13 protein-coding genes and 1 pseudogene are annotated in these 14,053 nt (G+C 65.4%); 8 read left to right on the forward strand and 6 right to left on the reverse strand.

Annotation, left to right across the window (positions count from 1 at the left end):
• The first annotated feature begins 1,400 nt into the window (after nucleotides 1-1,400).
• Nucleotides 1,401-1,685, forward strand: a complete 285-nt coding sequence (locus FHS79_RS16580; RefSeq protein ID WP_274603699.1) for a GIY-YIG nuclease family protein — start codon at nucleotides 1,401-1,403, stop codon at nucleotides 1,683-1,685.
• Between the two features lie 144 nt (nucleotides 1,686-1,829).
• Here FHS79_RS16580 and uvrA read toward each other — a convergent pair whose 3' ends face one another.
• The 4 genes from uvrA to FHS79_RS16600 form a co-directional block, all read right to left on the reverse strand.
• A complete protein-coding gene (uvrA, locus tag FHS79_RS16585; RefSeq protein ID WP_184202642.1) occupies nucleotides 1,830-4,679 on the reverse strand; it encodes an excinuclease ABC subunit UvrA in 2,850 nt (949 codons plus the stop codon).
• A 109-nt stretch (nucleotides 4,680-4,788) separates the two neighbouring features.
• Nucleotides 4,789-5,190, reverse strand: coding sequence for a hypothetical protein (locus tag FHS79_RS16590; RefSeq protein ID WP_184202644.1), 402 nt, complete (start codon nucleotides 5,188-5,190; stop codon nucleotides 4,789-4,791).
• Nucleotides 5,191-5,308: 118 nt separating this feature from the next.
• Nucleotides 5,309-5,674 carry a hypothetical protein gene (locus FHS79_RS16595; protein ID WP_207792407.1) on the reverse strand — a complete coding sequence of 122 codons (366 nt, stop codon included), beginning with the start codon at nucleotides 5,672-5,674 and terminating at the stop codon, nucleotides 5,309-5,311.
• A 74-nt stretch (nucleotides 5,675-5,748) separates the two neighbouring features.
• Nucleotides 5,749-6,573, reverse strand: coding sequence for a helix-turn-helix transcriptional regulator (locus tag FHS79_RS16600; protein ID WP_184202646.1), 825 nt, complete (start codon nucleotides 6,571-6,573; stop codon nucleotides 5,749-5,751).
• 213 nt (nucleotides 6,574-6,786) lie between these two features.
• On the opposite strand from FHS79_RS16600, the gene FHS79_RS16605 reads away from it, so the two are divergent.
• From FHS79_RS16605 to FHS79_RS16615, 3 genes are all read left to right on the forward strand, one after another.
• On the forward strand, nucleotides 6,787-8,331 hold the full coding sequence (locus FHS79_RS16605; protein ID WP_184202647.1) for an acyl-CoA carboxylase subunit beta: 1,545 nt from the start codon (nucleotides 6,787-6,789) through the stop codon (nucleotides 8,329-8,331).
• A gap of 179 nt (nucleotides 8,332-8,510) precedes the next feature.
• Entirely contained in the window at nucleotides 8,511-9,014 is a 504-nt protein-coding gene (locus FHS79_RS16610) for a hypothetical protein (RefSeq protein WP_184202649.1), read from the forward strand.
• Nucleotides 9,015-9,324: 310 nt separating this feature from the next.
• Nucleotides 9,325-10,398 carry a sensor histidine kinase gene (locus FHS79_RS16615; RefSeq protein WP_184202651.1) on the forward strand — a complete coding sequence of 358 codons (1,074 nt, stop codon included), beginning with the start codon at nucleotides 9,325-9,327 and terminating at the stop codon, nucleotides 10,396-10,398.
• 93 nt (nucleotides 10,399-10,491) lie between these two features.
• Here the strand turns inward: FHS79_RS16615 and FHS79_RS19510 are convergent.
• A pseudogene (locus FHS79_RS19510) lies at nucleotides 10,492-10,731 on the reverse strand (hypothetical protein); the annotation flags it as partial.
• A 122-nt stretch (nucleotides 10,732-10,853) separates the two neighbouring features.
• On the opposite strand from FHS79_RS19510, the gene FHS79_RS16620 reads away from it, so the two are divergent.
• Complete coding sequence (locus FHS79_RS16620) at nucleotides 10,854-11,189, forward strand: hypothetical protein (protein WP_243452966.1); 336 nt, start codon at nucleotides 10,854-10,856, stop codon at nucleotides 11,187-11,189.
• Between the two features lie 74 nt (nucleotides 11,190-11,263).
• On the opposite strand, the gene FHS79_RS16625 is transcribed toward FHS79_RS16620, so the two are convergent.
• Nucleotides 11,264-12,055: an NUDIX hydrolase gene (locus tag FHS79_RS16625; RefSeq protein ID WP_184202653.1), complete on the reverse strand. Its 792-nt coding sequence runs from the start codon at nucleotides 12,053-12,055 to the stop codon at nucleotides 11,264-11,266.
• Nucleotides 12,056-12,153: 98 nt separating this feature from the next.
• Here FHS79_RS16625 and ispG point away from each other — a divergent pair, with 98 nt between their 5' ends.
• Genes ispG through FHS79_RS16640 form a run of 3 tightly spaced genes read left to right on the forward strand, consistent with a single transcriptional unit; the run spans nucleotide 12,154 to nucleotide 13,942 of the window.
• Nucleotides 12,154-13,281, forward strand: coding sequence for a flavodoxin-dependent (E)-4-hydroxy-3-methylbut-2-enyl-diphosphate synthase (gene ispG / locus FHS79_RS16630; protein ID WP_184202655.1), 1,128 nt, complete (start codon nucleotides 12,154-12,156; stop codon nucleotides 13,279-13,281).
• On the forward strand, nucleotides 13,278-13,556 hold the full coding sequence (locus FHS79_RS16635; protein WP_184202657.1) for a hypothetical protein: 279 nt from the start codon (nucleotides 13,278-13,280) through the stop codon (nucleotides 13,554-13,556). Before ispG ends, FHS79_RS16635 begins: the two co-directional genes overlap by 4 nt.
• Nucleotides 13,553-13,942: a TfoX/Sxy family protein gene (locus tag FHS79_RS16640; RefSeq protein ID WP_184202659.1), complete on the forward strand. Its 390-nt coding sequence runs from the start codon at nucleotides 13,553-13,555 to the stop codon at nucleotides 13,940-13,942. The genes FHS79_RS16635 and FHS79_RS16640 overlap by 4 nt, the downstream gene beginning before the upstream one ends.
• The last annotated feature ends 111 nt before the right edge of the window (nucleotides 13,943-14,053 follow it).

Consider the following 14,053-nt stretch of genomic DNA (forward strand, 5'->3'; position numbering starts at 1 on the left):
AACTCAGGCTTCGTAAGCTGCTCAAGTTCCTCGCGATTCATGGATAGTGTGAATCATAGACGCGACCCCTTGGCAAGGGGGTGGGTAATTACCCGCAACCTTCAGAAATTTCTAGTTTCACAATAAAATTATTCTTACGTCTGATATTTTGAAGACAACGCAAAGCTTCTGGGGTGGCCATCAGTGAGCAACTGGCGTGGTCGCAAGGTGACACGTTGGAATGCCGCCGGATCCCGAGAGCGCTATGCGACGCAAAGCACGCCTCCGTTGGCGGATTTGCTACGACTGCTCTATATCGGCCGGTGAGGCTGCAATCTTGTGCCCAGCTTGGCGGGCAGGATTCGGGAAGCGGTTCAGCAAAGTCCATATTCGAGCGTTTATCTACATCTCTCTTTAATGACAAGCGATCTAATGTTTGGTCAGATATTTCTGCGTTCACATCAAAATCATGATTATTCAAGGAGGTACGCCTAAAGTTGCGCGTGGTAGCAATTTTGTCGAACGTTCCGCCAAAAACGGGTAGTTTTGCCGATCTATCATTATAGACAGTGCTCGCTGCGATAAGTGGAGAGTTTCCCGATACAGTCATCGGCACCATAAGCGGACCCGCACTGGTTCTGAACTCGAGGTAACACGAACAAGCGCTTGTCACTGACCCCCCACTCCTCGCCCCACACCCCTCAGGGGCAAAGGGAGGTTGCGGCTGTCGGATTGCGGGGCGGTCGGTGCTTAGGCCCCGGGACGAGCCCGGGGCGACGGGGAGAGAGGGGCTCGGGGCGACGGGGAGGGCGGGGCTCGGGGGAATTGACCGGGTGGCGGGGCGCGGTGGAGCTTGCCCGCACACCCTCACCCTCCCACACCCCGCGATGCGGGAGAGGGGTTTGGGGCGGTGCTGGCTGTTCTTGGGACGCTTGGGGCAAGTTTGCGGTGATGCGGGCCGTATGGCCGTCCGCCGCCGCGGGTGTTTACCCCTCACCCCGCTCGACAGACGCCGAGTTGCCCACACCCCGCAGGGGGGAGGGGTTGCTGCTGTTGGATTGCGGGGCAGTTGGTGCTTAGGCCCCGGGACGAGCCCGGGGCGACGGGGAGGGAGGGTGCTCGGGGCGACGGGGAGGGCGGTGCTCGGGGGGATTGGCCGGGTGGCCTGGCGGGGTGGAGTTCGCCGCCACACCCTCACCCTACCACACCCCCCGCTCGGCTGACGCCGAGTCGCCCTCTCCCGCAGGGGGAGAGGGAGGTTGCTGCTGTCGGATTGCGGGGCAGTTGGTGCTTAGGCCCCGGGACGAGCCCGGGGCGACGGGGAGGGCTGGGCGTGGGAGCGGGAGCCGTGGGTTTGGGGCTTGGGGCAGGTGGCTTGCGGTGCAATATTGCGTCGGCATTTCGGGGCTGGGGGGCATCGCGTGGGGCAGGGTGGCTGGGTTTACATCATGACCAACAAGCCGCGCGGGGTGCTTTATGTGGGGGTGACGGCGGATCTGGCGCGGCGGGTGGGGGAGCATCGGGCCGGGACGGGATCGGCGTTCTGCCGGCGATGGGGATTGCGGCGGCTGGTTTGGGCGGAGCGGCTGGAGTCGATCGAAGCGGCGATTGCGTTCGAGAAGCGGGTGAAGCGGTGGGGGCGGGCGGCGAAGATCGAGATGGTGGAGCGGGGGAACCTGGGGTGGGAGGAGATTTTGCCCTGGTGAGGGGGCTGCGTCCGGGGGGGCGGGGAGGGCGGTGCTTAGGCCCCGGGACTAGCCCGGGGCGACGGGGAGGGTTGGGAGTGGGATTCGCGTGGGATTGGCGTGGGATGGCGAGGAAGCTCGGCGCGTGGATGGGTCGGGTGATCGTCAGCGCCCCAGCAGCGGCGCCAGGTATTTGGCGGTCCAGCTGGCTTCGACCTTGGCGATCGCTTCCGGCGTCCCCTCGGCGACGACTTCGCCGCCTTCGGTGCCGCCGCCGGGGCCGAGATCGAGGACCCAGTCGGCGGTCTTGATGACGTCGAGGTTGTGCTCGATGACGACGACCGTGTTGCCCTGGTCGACGAGGGTGTGGAGGACTTCGAGGAGCTTCTTCACGTCCTCGAAGTGGAGGCCGGTGGTGGGCTCGTCGAGGATGTAGAGGGTCTGACCGGTGCTGCGGCGGGCGAGCTCCTTGGCGAGCTTGACGCGCTGGGCTTCGCCGCCGCTCAGCGTGGTGGCCTGCTGGCCGACCTTGATATAGCCCAGGCCCACTTCGGCGAGCATGGCCATCTTGTCGCGAATGGGGGGGACGGCCTTGAAGAAGTCGAGACTGTCTTCGATCGTCATGTCGAGGACGTCGGCGATGGACTTGCCCTTGAACTTCACTTCGAGGGTTTCGCGGTTGTAGCGGGCCCCGTGGCAGACATCGCAGGTGACATAGACATCGGGGAGGAAGTGCATCTCGATCTTGATGAGGCCATCGCCGGTGCAGGCTTCGCAGCGGCCGCCCTTGACGTTGAAGCTGAAGCGGCCGGGCTTGTAGCCGCGGGCCAAGCTTTCGGGGAGGCCGGCGAACCAGTCGCGGATGTTGGTGAAGGCGCCGGTGTAGGTGGCGGGGTTGGAGCGCGGGGTGCGGCCGATGGGGGACTGATCGATATCGATGACCTTGTCGCAATGATCGAGGCCGGTGATCTTGTCGTAGGGCGCGGTGACGAGGCGCGCGCCGTTCAATTCGCGCGCGGCAGCGGCGTAGAGAGTGTCGATGGTGAAGCTGCTCTTGCCGCTGCCCGAGACACCGGTGACGCAGGTGAAGGTGCCGAGCGGGATGCTCGCGGTGATGGTGCGGAGGTTGTTGCCGCGCGCACCATGGACGGTGATCTTCTTGCCATTGCCCTTGCGGCGCTTTTTGGGGACGTCGATCTTGCGGCGGCCGGAGAGATAATCGCCGGTGATGCTGCCGGGGGTGTCGAGGATGTCCTGCAGCGTGCCTCTTGCCACGACTTCGCCGCCGTGGACGCCGGCACCAGGCCCCATGTCCACGACATAATCGGCGAGGCGGATGGCGTCTTCATCATGCTCGACGACGAGGACGGTGTTGCCGAGATCGCGCAGGCGTCGGAGGGTTTCGAGGAGGCGGTCGTTGTCGCGCTGGTGGAGGCCGATGCTGGGCTCATCGAGGACGTAGAGGACGCCGGAGAGGCCCGAGCCGATCTGTGAGGCGAGGCGGATGCGCTGGCTTTCGCCGCCCGACAGGGTGCCGGACTTGCGATCGAGGTGGAGATAATCGAGGCCGACGTTGTGGAGGAAGCCGAGGCGCTCGACGATTTCCTTGAGGATGCGTTCGCCGATGGTGCGCTGCTTCGGCGTGAGCTTTTCGGCGAGGGTCTGCGCCCAGTGGAGGGCCTCGCCGACGGGGCGCCGGACGGCGGTGGCGATGGTCTCCCCGGCGATCTTGACGCTGAGGGCTTCGGGCTTGAGGCGATCGCCGTGGCAGGTCTCGCAGGGGGCGGCGGACTGGTAGCGGCTGAGCTCCTCGCGCATCCAGGCGGACTCGGTGCTGGCGAGACGCTTTTCGAGGTTGGCGATGACGCCTTCGAAGGGTTTGAGGACCTCATAGGCCTTGCGGCCGTCTTCGAAGCGGAGCGCGATTGGCTTGCCGGCGGTGCCGTTCAGCACGGCGTGCTGGGCCTGGGGGGTGAGATCCTGCCACTTCGACTTTAAGGTGAAGCCGAAGGCGCGGCCGATCGAGGCGAGAACCTGCTGGTAATAGGGGCTGGGGGGCTGGGACTTGGCCCAGGGCATGACGGCGCCCTTTTCGAGGGTGAGGGCGTGGTTGGGGACGATGAGATCGGGATCGAAGAGGGCTTTTTCGCCGAGGCCGTCGCAGGCGGGGCACGCACCCTGGGGGGCGTTAAAGGAGAAGAGGCGGGGCTCGATTTCGGCGATGGTGAAGCCTGAGACGGGGCAGGCGAATTTTTCGGAGAAGAGGGTGCGGGTGGCGGCGTCGTCAGCGGTTTCGGTGATGGCGAGGCCGGAAGCGAGCTTGAGGGCGGTTTCGAAGCTTTCGGCGAGGCGGGATTCGAGGCCGGGCTTGATGACGAGGCGATCGACGACGACGTCGATGCTGTGCTTGAGCTTCTTGTCGAGGGCGGGGGCGTCTTCGATGTCGTGGAAGGTGCCGTCGATTTTTACGCGCGTGAAGCCATCCTTCTGCAGCTGGGCGAGCTCCTTCTTGTATTCGCCCTTGCGGTCCTGGACGAGGGGGGCGAGCAGGAAGAGGCGGCTGCCTTCGGGGAGCTCCATGACGCGGTCGACCATCTGGCTGACGGTTTGCGCGGTGATGGGGAGGCCGGTGGCGGGGCTGTAGGGGATGCCGACGCGCGCCCAGAGGAGGCGCATGTAATCGTAGATTTCCGTCACCGTGGCGACGGTGGAGCGGGGGTTCTTGCTGGTGGTCTTCTGCTCGATGCTGATGGCGGGGGAGAGGCCCTCGATGTGATCGACATCGGGCTTCTGCATCATTTCGAGGAACTGGCGGGCGTAGGCGCTCAGGCTCTCGACGTAGCGGCGCTGGCCCTCGGCGTAGATGGTGTCGAAGGCGAGGCTCGATTTGCCGCTGCCGGACAGGCCGGTGATGACGGTGAGGCTGTTCTTGGGCAGATCGACATCGACGCCCTTGAGATTGTGTTCGCGGGCGCCCCTTACGCGAATTTGCGGGACCTGGGTCTGAGTCAGCATGGCGCTGTCTGTTCCAGATTTGTTCGGGTGCGGCAAGAGGATTCAGCCCGCGACACATGGCTGCGCCGCACGGCCTTTCGGACGAGCGGCGCAGCGTGTGCGAATGGCATCAGTTGTTACGGTATCGGGCCTCGACGAGGGTGCCGGTGAGGAGGGCCGCGAGGACGGGCCATGCCCAGAACCCCTGTGCGGCGCCATAGGCCGGCGGCCAGATATCGACCTCGACGAAGGTGGCGAGGTGGATGCTAGTGCCGACGACCTGGAAGCCGGCGGCCCAGAGCGGCCAGTAGCGATCCGACTTCAGGGCGAGCACGAGGAGGAATGCCAGCAAGCCGAGGTCGATGCCGAGCACGCCGGTCTCGGGGGCCGAGTAGCCGCTTGCCATGGCGATGGGGGAGAGGACGGCCGCGGTTATCATGGCGAAGGCCGCGAGGCGCTCATCGGTTCTCCCGCGCACCATGGCGAATGCGCAGGTGCCGGTAAGCAGGATGATGAAGATAGTCGTGATCATCTGGGTCTCATCCCACAAGGGTAAGAAACGGAGGTGGCGGCTTGCTGCGGCCTTCCTCTGCCCTGTCGTCGGATTGCGGCTGCCCGCCGAGCGTATCCTCGGCAGGCAGCAGGTGCAGTCAGGCAGCGCGTTCGGCGGGCATGTCGTTGCTGGAGACGGCGCGGATCTGCGAACCGCGGGTCATCATTTCCTTGGTCAGGCTGCCGAAGGCAACGGCGCCGAGGCCGATCTGCTTCTGGGCGACAGCAAGGGCTTCATGGGTGGCGCAGATGCCGGAGCGGGCTTCCATCAGGCTGGAAACGGTGCGGCTGGCGTTCATGAGGGCTTCGTGACCGATCATCGGTGCGAGATTGGCGTCGATGCGTGCCTTGGGCATGGCGGCGGTGAGGGTTGCCACGGCAGCGATGGCGGCATCGATGGCAGCTTCGGCGGCGAACAGCTGTTCAGCGACGGTTTCAGCGGCGAGACGACGTTCCTTGAGCATGACACAGTCCTTTCCTGCCCCGGGGATGCCCCAGGGTGATGGTTGACGGTCGGACGACCGTCGTCCGACTGTGGTTAGATGAGGCTCTTGAGCGACTGCATCGCCGAAAGAATGGCGCCGAAGCTGAGAGCAGAACCTATTGCGATCCCGGCAATCCAGGCGAGCCTCGCAGGCACCGAAAGGGTGTTGCGGGATCCCCAGGGCAGCGAGGTCTGCAGCGGGTCAGCGAGTGGTCGGGCACCTGAACCCGGGTCCTGGGTTCCTGTGCCCGACCGACTGCCGAGCATCGCTGCTTCGCTTGTTATCGATGCACCTGTTTCGCGGGGAGGGCCGCTGGCGAGTGGATCGAGGGCCGGACTGAGAAGCTGGCGGGCATTCGCTTGAACCGGGTCTGGCTCGTGGTCTGCGTCGCCGGCTGCTGAGGCCGATGACCCCAGAAACCCGATCCCGGCCGGTTCGACCATATCCGGAGAGCCGTATATCAACGGTTGATATGGCTCGGGGAGGACATCATTGCCGCTTTCGTGGCGTACCAGGAGACGTGCAGCGTCGATCCGGGTGGGTACGCCGAGGACGCGCATGGCGGTGCGCAATCGCATGTCCACGGTGTGCGGGGACACGCCCAGAACGCGGGCAATATCCTTTGATGTCATGTGGTTATAGACGTGACGCAGGCAATCCTTCTGCCCGTCGGTAAGCTGGTGAAGGGCCTGCAGGGGTGCGCTGTCCGGCGCTGTGGAGGGCTCGTGACGGCTCATGGGCACGCTGAACGGCATGCGCGCGAAGACGCCAAAACCGTCATTCCCATCCTGACATAGAGTTGCACTCATCATTGGCACGCCTTGTGGTGGACCCGAACCGCATAACACACCTTCAACATATTCGCCGAAAAGGTTCATCAAAGCAAGTTTTGCAAGGGAACCGAATCGACATGCGCCAAATCTTTACGATCTTTTCGACGGGCTGAAGGGTCGTGAGCTGCCGATTCAGTCCGCCAATGGTCTCAATGTTCGGCAAAAGGAATTGGTGGTCATGTTGCGCCCCAGAGTCGCATGCTTGCCCGATTCTGGTGGCGTCGCCATGATCGGTCGGGATTGAAAAGGGGTCGATCGATGGGCTGGGACGCGGAACTGGACGAGCTGGCGCGGCGCCGGGCGCTCGCACTGGGCATGGGCGGGCCGGAAAAGCTGACGCGGCAGGCGTCGCACGGCAAGCTGAACGCCCGTGAGCGGCTTGCCGCGCTGGCCGATGAGGGCAGTTTTGCCGAGGTTGGACCGCTGGCGGGCTTTGGCCATTATGACGACAGCGGCGCGCTCGCTGGTTTCCAGCCCGCCAACTTCCTCTTCGGCACCGCGCGGATCGACGGGCGGCCGGTGGTGCTGAGTGCGGATGACTTCACGGTGCGCGGAGGGGCTGCCGATGCCAGCCTGCATCGCAAGCTCGTCGATGCCGAGCGCATGGCGGCGGAATGGCGGATGCCGATGATCCGGATGATCGAGGGCACCGGCGGTGGCGGCTCGGTGCGGACGCTCGAAACGATGGGCTATACTTATGTGCCCGAAATCCCCGGCTGGGAGGTGATGGTGGCCAATCTGGGCCAGGTGCCGGTGGTGGCGCTGGGGCTGGGGCCGGTGGCGGGGCTGGGGGCCAGGCGGCTGGTGATGGCGCATTACAGTCTGTTGGTGGACGGGCTGGCGCAGATGTTCGTGGCGGGGCCGCCGCTGGTGGCGGCCGCCGGCGAGCATCGCACCAAGGAGGAACTGGGCGGCGCGGCGATCCATGCCGGCAATGGCGCAGTCGATGACCGGGTGGCGACCGAGGCCGAGGCCTTTGCGCGGGTTCGCAGATTCCTTTCGTATCTGCCTGCGCATGTTGGGGAATTGCCGCCGCGCGGGGTCCGCGACCGGGCGCGCAAGGGGGCTGAGTGGCTGGCCGATGCGGTGCCGCGCGATCCGCGCCAGCTCTATCCGGTGCGGCCGATCGTGCAGGCGCTGGTGGACCGGGCGAGCTGGTTCGAGATCGGCGCCGAATGGGGGCGCGGGGTGGCGACGGGGCTGGCGCGGATCGATGGCTGGCCGGTGGCGGTGATTGCCTCCAACCCCGAAAGCCTGGGCGGATTGTGGACCGCGAGCACTGCAAGGAAGGTCGAGCGGATGGTCGATCTGGCCGATACGTTCCATCTGCCGATCATTCAGCTCGTTGATAATCCGGGCTTCATGATTGGCCGACGGGCGGAGGAGGAGGCGACAATTCGCTTTGGTTCCAGGGCCTTGACAGCCATATATCAATCATCGGTACCCTGGGCTACGGTGATCTTGCGCAAATGCTACGGCATGGCGGGGAGCGGCCATGCGCCCGCCGACCGGCTGCGGATGCGGCTGGCATGGCCGAGCGGCGATTGGGGCAGCCTGCCGATTTCGGGCGGGCTGGAAGCGGCGTATCGCGCCGAGCTGGAAGCGAGCGAGGACCCGGCGGCCGCACTTGCGGCGATCCGCGCGCGGCTCGATGCGGTGCGCTCGCCGTTCCGCACCGCGGAACATTATGGCGTGGAGGACATCATCGACCCGCGCGAGACGCGGGGGCGGCTGATCGACTGGATCGGGCTGGCGCGGCGGGGGCTGGTGGCGGGGGCGAAGCGGCGGGGGCCGCGGCCTTGAGGGGGTTTGGCTGCGGTGGGTTGGGGGTTTCGCAGATGTTTGCAGGATGACGGGTATTGGTGGTTATCTGCCTTTGCGTCGTTCAAGGGATCGTAGCGTCAGCTTTGGCCTCACCTATGTGCTGAAGCGGACCGCTACTATACCCGTCACGGCGAGCAGCGAGATTTGAGGAGAGCGGGATGCGTCATTGGGCTTTGATGGCGGCGATCGGAGCTGTCATCTCGACCTCTGGTTTAGCGAGCCCGGCGCAAGGTCTGATTTCAGGCATTTATGTACTGGACCGTGGACAGAGCGACGACGTCCTGCAAGCGATCGAGAGCGCTATTGCCGGCCTTCCCAACGCTCTCGCTCGCAGTCACATGATCAAGGCCAACGTGCCTTTGGAGAATATCAGGATCGTTTGTTCAGCAGGTCGGTTCTCGATCAAGAGCGATGCCAGGCCATTGATTCTCGTCTCGCTAGGCGGGGAGCCGATTGAGTGGAAACCTTGGAACGGGCAGGTTTTTGATGTGTCGGCAAAAGCGAACGGTGAAGATGTTACGCTAACGTTCAGTGCGCCCAGCAGCGAGCGGACCACAGTGTTTCGTAGCGTTGGTCAGCAGTTGGTGGCGGAGACTACGCTCATCAGTCCGGGGTCCTCTGCACCAATTCGCTATAAACTCGTCTATAACCGAGCGAAATGACTGGATCGAAGGTTCGGACTTTTTGGTGAGAAGCCGTTGAAAGGTCGTCGTCTCGTAGGTGCGCATGCCGGTCCAGATGATTTCTCCAGCGTTTGCCTTGAGGTGAGCTACTGCCGTGAACGACCGGCGGCAAGTGGGGCGATAACTGCCGCGGTGTCTGCGTCCGCAAGGTGGCCATGGGCAATGGCTCCATGCGACCGTTTGTATCAGGGCGCCAATGATGTCGGCGAAATGGCCCGTAGGTATTTCAGGATCTTGCTTGTAAACCTCATGCTCAGCCGGTTTTTCCGGCGCGAGGGGCTGCGTACGAATGGCGATGGCTTCTCATGAGCGCGAACCCTTGACGCCCAGGCGGCTGACCGCTGCGGCCATGGCGCTGGCGTCGGCTGGAGCTGCAGCGGAGAACCAGGCGCTGCAGGCCGATGTTGCAGCACTTGCCGAGGCTGCCGCGGTGCTGTCCGGGGTTCTTGCGGCATCGGGGGACTGCATCAAGGTGCTGAGCCTCGATGGGCGCATCCTCTTCGTGAATGACAGTGGCCGTCATATTCTGGAGATGCTGGAAGGCGAAAGCCTGCACAACCTGCACTGGACGAGCTTCTGGCCCAATGAGCCGCGCGCTGTATCGGGATTGGCAGACGCCTGTGCCGGGCGGGACAGCCGGTTTGTCGGGTCCACCCCGACCTTGAGGGGCAACAACAAGCAATGGGACGTGAGGATCACGCCTGTTCGCGGCGCCGGCGATGCGGTGACGCAGATCCTTGTGGTATCGCGGGACATCACCGACCAGCAACGGCTCGAAGTCCAGAAAGCGCTGCTGTCCGATGAGCTTGAACATCGGATCAAGAACATGCTGACGATGGTTGCGGCGATCGCGCACCAGACGCTGCGGGCACCGGCGACGGTTGAAGAGGCATCGGCGAGCTTTGCGGAACGCATCCAGGCGCTTGCACGGGCACAAACCATCCTCACGCGGTCGAGCTGGGAAAGCGCGGACTTGCGGGCCGTTGTCATCGACGCTCTGGAGCCGTTTCGCGAGGCGGGGTGCGAGCGACGGTTCACGATTCAGGGCCCGACGGTGGACCTGTCGGCGGGTCGCGTGCTGGCACTGGTGCTCGCCGTTCATGAGCTTGCTGCCAATGCGGTCAAATATGGCGCGCTTTCGGGGGCCGATGGCCATGTCAGCGTGGTTTGGAGCATCACTTCGCGGGATTTGCTGGTTTTCACATGGAGCGAGGCTGGCGGGCCGGAGGTGTTTCCGCCGGAGCGCACGGGGTTTGGGTCCCGGCTGATCAAGCAGATGCTCGCTGCCGAGTTTCGCGGCACGGTGGCGCTCGACTTTGCGGCGTCGGGCGCATGCTGCGTTCTGACCGCGCCGCTGCACTGAAGGCGGCCTCCGCCCGGAGCGCGGAGCTGGTGTTGCTCGACCTTGTGCAAACTTTCCCGCCCCGTCCCGGGAGGGGAGGCGGGCCATGCCGGCGCGGACTTCTTGCGGGGTGACGAACCCGTCCTTGTCGGCGTCGATGAAGGTGAAGCCCTGGTCGCGGCGGCCGGCGGCGAGCCATTCGGCGCGGTCCCATTTGCCGTCCTTGTTGGTATCGGCTTCGAGCATGCGGGTGCGGGCTTCGGCGCCGCGGGATGGGGTTTCGGGGACTGCTTCGGGGGCGGGTTGGGCGGTAGCGGGGGCGGCGAGCAGGATTGCGATGAGGAGGGGGCGCATGGGGAGCTCCTTGGACAGTATCAGGGGTTGATACGTGCCGTTGGGGTGGACCCCTCGAACGGCCTTGCCATGGGGCGGGGGGTGCGTTCAGGGTTAAGCTTTGTGATGTCGGGAGCGGGTGGATGGAGATGTTGCCAGAGCGGATTAGGGGCTGGATCGACGGCATCATGGCGCTGGGGGCGGACTATGGGGTCAATCCGCTGGTGTTTGCGGCGATCTATGTGGGGGCGATCCCTTTCTTCCTCCTGTTCACCGGGATGGCAGTGAAGCGGGCGCGCGCCGGGCGGCCTGCCGTGCTGCCGGTGATGGCGGCGGGGCTGTGCTTCATTTCGGCGTATCTCTACCTGGCGATTGCCGGGCGGGGGATTCCGGTCTGGGTTTGGGGGGTGCTCGGGCTCGTGGTGGCTTATGGCGCGTATAGTGCGGTGGCGGGGTATCGGAAGAAGTTGCGAGGGTGAAGGCCCTCACCCTCCCACGCGCTGAAGAAGCGCGTGGGCCCCTCCCTCTCCCGCGTTGCGGGAGAGGGGTTTGGTTATTCCCTGCGGACGGATGCCAAGGGTTCGCCGGTCCAGGGGTAACCCTTGTTTTCGGGGATGGTGATCCAGGGGGTGCCGTCGCGCGTCGTGATTTCGGGCTGGATGAAGTGGTTGCTGGCGTCGGCGATGGCGGCTGCTGCACTTTGATACTGGGCGAGGCGGGCGAGCATGCAGCGGGTGGGGAAGACGAGCTCGGTGGCGGCGCGGTCGAGGACTTGGCGTGCTGTGAGCCAATGGAGGGCGACGGCCTCGTGACCGTCCGGGGTGGCGGACTGCTGGTTGGCGCTGGCGTCGGCTATGTAGAAGCGGGTGTGGAAACGGCGCTTGATGGGGGCGGCGGCGGGCGGCTCCCAGATGCCGAAGGGGGTGAAGACCTGCGCATCGACATGATGGCCGAGGCCGGCGAGCAGGGCGGCATAGGTGCAGGCCTCGGCACTGTCCGGCCCTTCGGCGAGAGCCTGGCGGGCATGGGCGAGGGCATGCGCCGCGGGAGCGGGGCCGGACGAGAGAAGGAGGCCGGTTTCTTCCAGCGTTTCGCGCGCGGCGGTGATGCGGCCGGCGGCGTCGGCGTCTTCGAGGGTTTCGAAGCCATGCGCGAGGCCGGAGGTGCGGGCGGTGGTGATGTCGGCGGTGTCGACGCGGCCGCCGGGGAAGACGAGGGCGCCGCCGGCAAAGGCGAGGGCCTGGGCGCGCTCGGCCATGAGGATGAGCGGCGGGCCTTGCGGCTGGTCGCGCATCAGGATGACGGTGGCTGCCGGAATCGTCGGGGGGATGGTGGGCTGGCTCATCGTGCGAGTGTAGAGGTTTCGGCTGCGCGGGCCATCCTGTCAGATTGATGCTTTCGCGGCGTACGTCTATAGCGCGGGCATAGGATGGAGCTTGTCTGATGAGTGTGCGGCCCTGGCGGGATATCGTGCGGCGCAAGTCGCGGCAGATCATGGTCGGCAAGGTGCCGGTGGGCGGCGATGCGCCGATTGCCGTGCAGACGATGACTAACACGCTGACGAGCGATGCGGTGGCGACGATCAACCAGATCCGCGCGTGCGAGGAGGTGGGTGCCGATATCGTGCGGGTGAGCTGCCCCGATGTGGAAAGCACCGCGGCGCTGAAGCAGATCGTGCGCGGGGTGAGCGTGCCGATCGTGGCGGACATCCATTTCCACTACAAGCGCGGGCTGGAAGCGGCGGATGCGGGGGCGGCGTGCCTGCGGATCAACCCGGGGAACATCGGCTCGCAATCGCGGGTGAAGGAGATTGTGAATGCGGCGAAGGCGAATGGCTGTTCGATCCGCATCGGGGTGAATGCCGGGTCGCTCGAGCGGCATTTGCTGGAGAAATATGGCGAGCCGTGCCCCGAGGCGCTGGTGGAAAGCGCGCTCGAGCATATGAAGATGCTACAGGACGAGGATTTTCACGAGTTCAAGATCTCGGTGAAGGCCAGCGACGTGTTTCTTGCCGTTGCGGCATACAATGGGCTGGCGGAGGTTTGCGATTATCCGCTGCACCTGGGCATCACCGAGGCGGGCGGGCTGCAGGGCGGCACGGTGAAGAGTTCGATCGGGCTGGGGATGCTGTTGTGGGCGGGGGTGGGCGATACCATCCGCGTTTCGCTGTCGGCCGACCCGGTGGAGGAAGTGAAGGTCGGCTATCATATTTTGAAGTCGCTCGGCATCCGGGCGCGCGGCGTGCGGGTGGTCTCGTGCCCGTCGTGCGCGCGGCAGGGCTTTGATGTGGTGAAGACGGTGGAGACGCTGGAGACGCGGCTGGCGCATATCACGACGCCGCTGTCGCTCTCGGTGCTGGGGTGCGTGGTCAATGGGCCGGGCGAGGCGCGCGAGACCGACATCGGGCTGACCGGCGGCGGCAATGGCCGGCACATGGTGTTTCTGTCGGGCGTGACCGACCATGTGATCGAGAGCGAGAAGATGGTCGATCATATCGTGATGCTGGTGGAGCGGAAGGCCGCCGAGCTGGAAGCGGCGAAAGCGGCTGCGGAAGCGATTGCGGCCGAGTGACCGCGCCACCGCTCTCGCGCGCTGTCCATGCGATGCTGTGGCTGGCGGTGGCGGGGTGGAAGGTGCTGCTCGTTGTGGTGCTGCTGGGGGACGCTGACCGGCGGTGGCCGGTGGCGGTGTTTGCGCTGCTGATGGCGCTCATGACGGCCTGGGCGGCGGTGCAATGGCGCGGCTGGATGGCGGCGGGGCGGGAGTGGCCGCGCACGGGCCTGCCGCTTGCGGGCGCGATGCTGCTGCTGCCCGCAAAGATCCTCTCACTGGAGTTTGCGGGATGACGCGGCCGGCGATGACGGACTGGCTCGAGGAGGCGCTGGCGCCGCTGGGCCAGATCAAGGTGGGGGCGATGTTCGGCGGCTTCGGGGTGAGCCTCGATGGGCTGGCGTTCGGGCTGGTGGCGGACGATCTGCTCTATCTGAAATGCGATGATGCTACCGAGGCGCGGTTCGTGGCGGAGGGGCTGGCGCCGTTCGCCTATGAAAAGGCCGGCGTGATGGTGGCCCAGAATCGAAGGGGGCGCTACCGGCGGGCGCCCGATGCGGCGATGGACGATGCCGAGGTGTTGCGCGAATGGGCGGGGTTGGCGCTGGCGGCGGCGCGGCGGGTGAAACGGCCGGCGGGGCCGCGGCGGGGGCCGCGGTCGAGCTTGAGCCGGCCTTGGTGACGCGCAGCGCGGCGAAGGTTATGCGCAAGCAAACCCCGACTCGCGCAAGCTCGGCGAGCGAGGCGGCTGCCCCTCTGCCAGCCGAACTCGTCTGACGTCGAGGCGCGGCTT

Source organism: Polymorphobacter multimanifer (assembly GCF_014205635.1).
Lineage (GTDB): Bacteria > Pseudomonadota > Alphaproteobacteria > Sphingomonadales > Sphingomonadaceae > Sandarakinorhabdus > Sandarakinorhabdus multimanifer.

What these genes read in the sequence shown, in the direction of transcription:
- FHS79_RS16590 (WP_184202644.1), bottom strand. Translation starts at nt 5,190, where the DNA reads ATGATCACGACTATCTTCATCATCCTGCTTACCGGCACCTGCGCATTC.
- FHS79_RS16640 (WP_184202659.1), top strand. Translation starts at nt 13,553, where the DNA reads ATGACGCGGCCGGCGATGACGGACTGGCTCGAGGAGGCGCTGGCGCCG.
- ispG (WP_184202655.1), top strand. Translation starts at nt 12,154, where the DNA reads ATGAGTGTGCGGCCCTGGCGGGATATCGTGCGGCGCAAGTCGCGGCAG.
- FHS79_RS16600 (WP_184202646.1), bottom strand. Translation starts at nt 6,573, where the DNA reads ATGAACCTTTTCGGCGAATATGTTGAAGGTGTGTTATGCGGTTCGGGT.
- FHS79_RS16595 (WP_207792407.1), bottom strand. Translation starts at nt 5,674, where the DNA reads ATGCTCAAGGAACGTCGTCTCGCCGCTGAAACCGTCGCTGAACAGCTG.
- uvrA (WP_184202642.1), bottom strand. Translation starts at nt 4,679, where the DNA reads ATGCTGACTCAGACCCAGGTCCCGCAAATTCGCGTAAGGGGCGCCCGC.
- FHS79_RS16615 (WP_184202651.1), top strand. Translation starts at nt 9,325, where the DNA reads ATGGCGATGGCTTCTCATGAGCGCGAACCCTTGACGCCCAGGCGGCTG.
- FHS79_RS16620 (WP_243452966.1), top strand. Translation starts at nt 10,854, where the DNA reads ATGGAGATGTTGCCAGAGCGGATTAGGGGCTGGATCGACGGCATCATG.
- FHS79_RS16605 (WP_184202647.1), top strand. Translation starts at nt 6,787, where the DNA reads ATGGGCTGGGACGCGGAACTGGACGAGCTGGCGCGGCGCCGGGCGCTC.
- FHS79_RS16610 (WP_184202649.1), top strand. Translation starts at nt 8,511, where the DNA reads ATGCGTCATTGGGCTTTGATGGCGGCGATCGGAGCTGTCATCTCGACC.
- FHS79_RS16625 (WP_184202653.1), bottom strand. Translation starts at nt 12,055, where the DNA reads ATGAGCCAGCCCACCATCCCCCCGACGATTCCGGCAGCCACCGTCATC.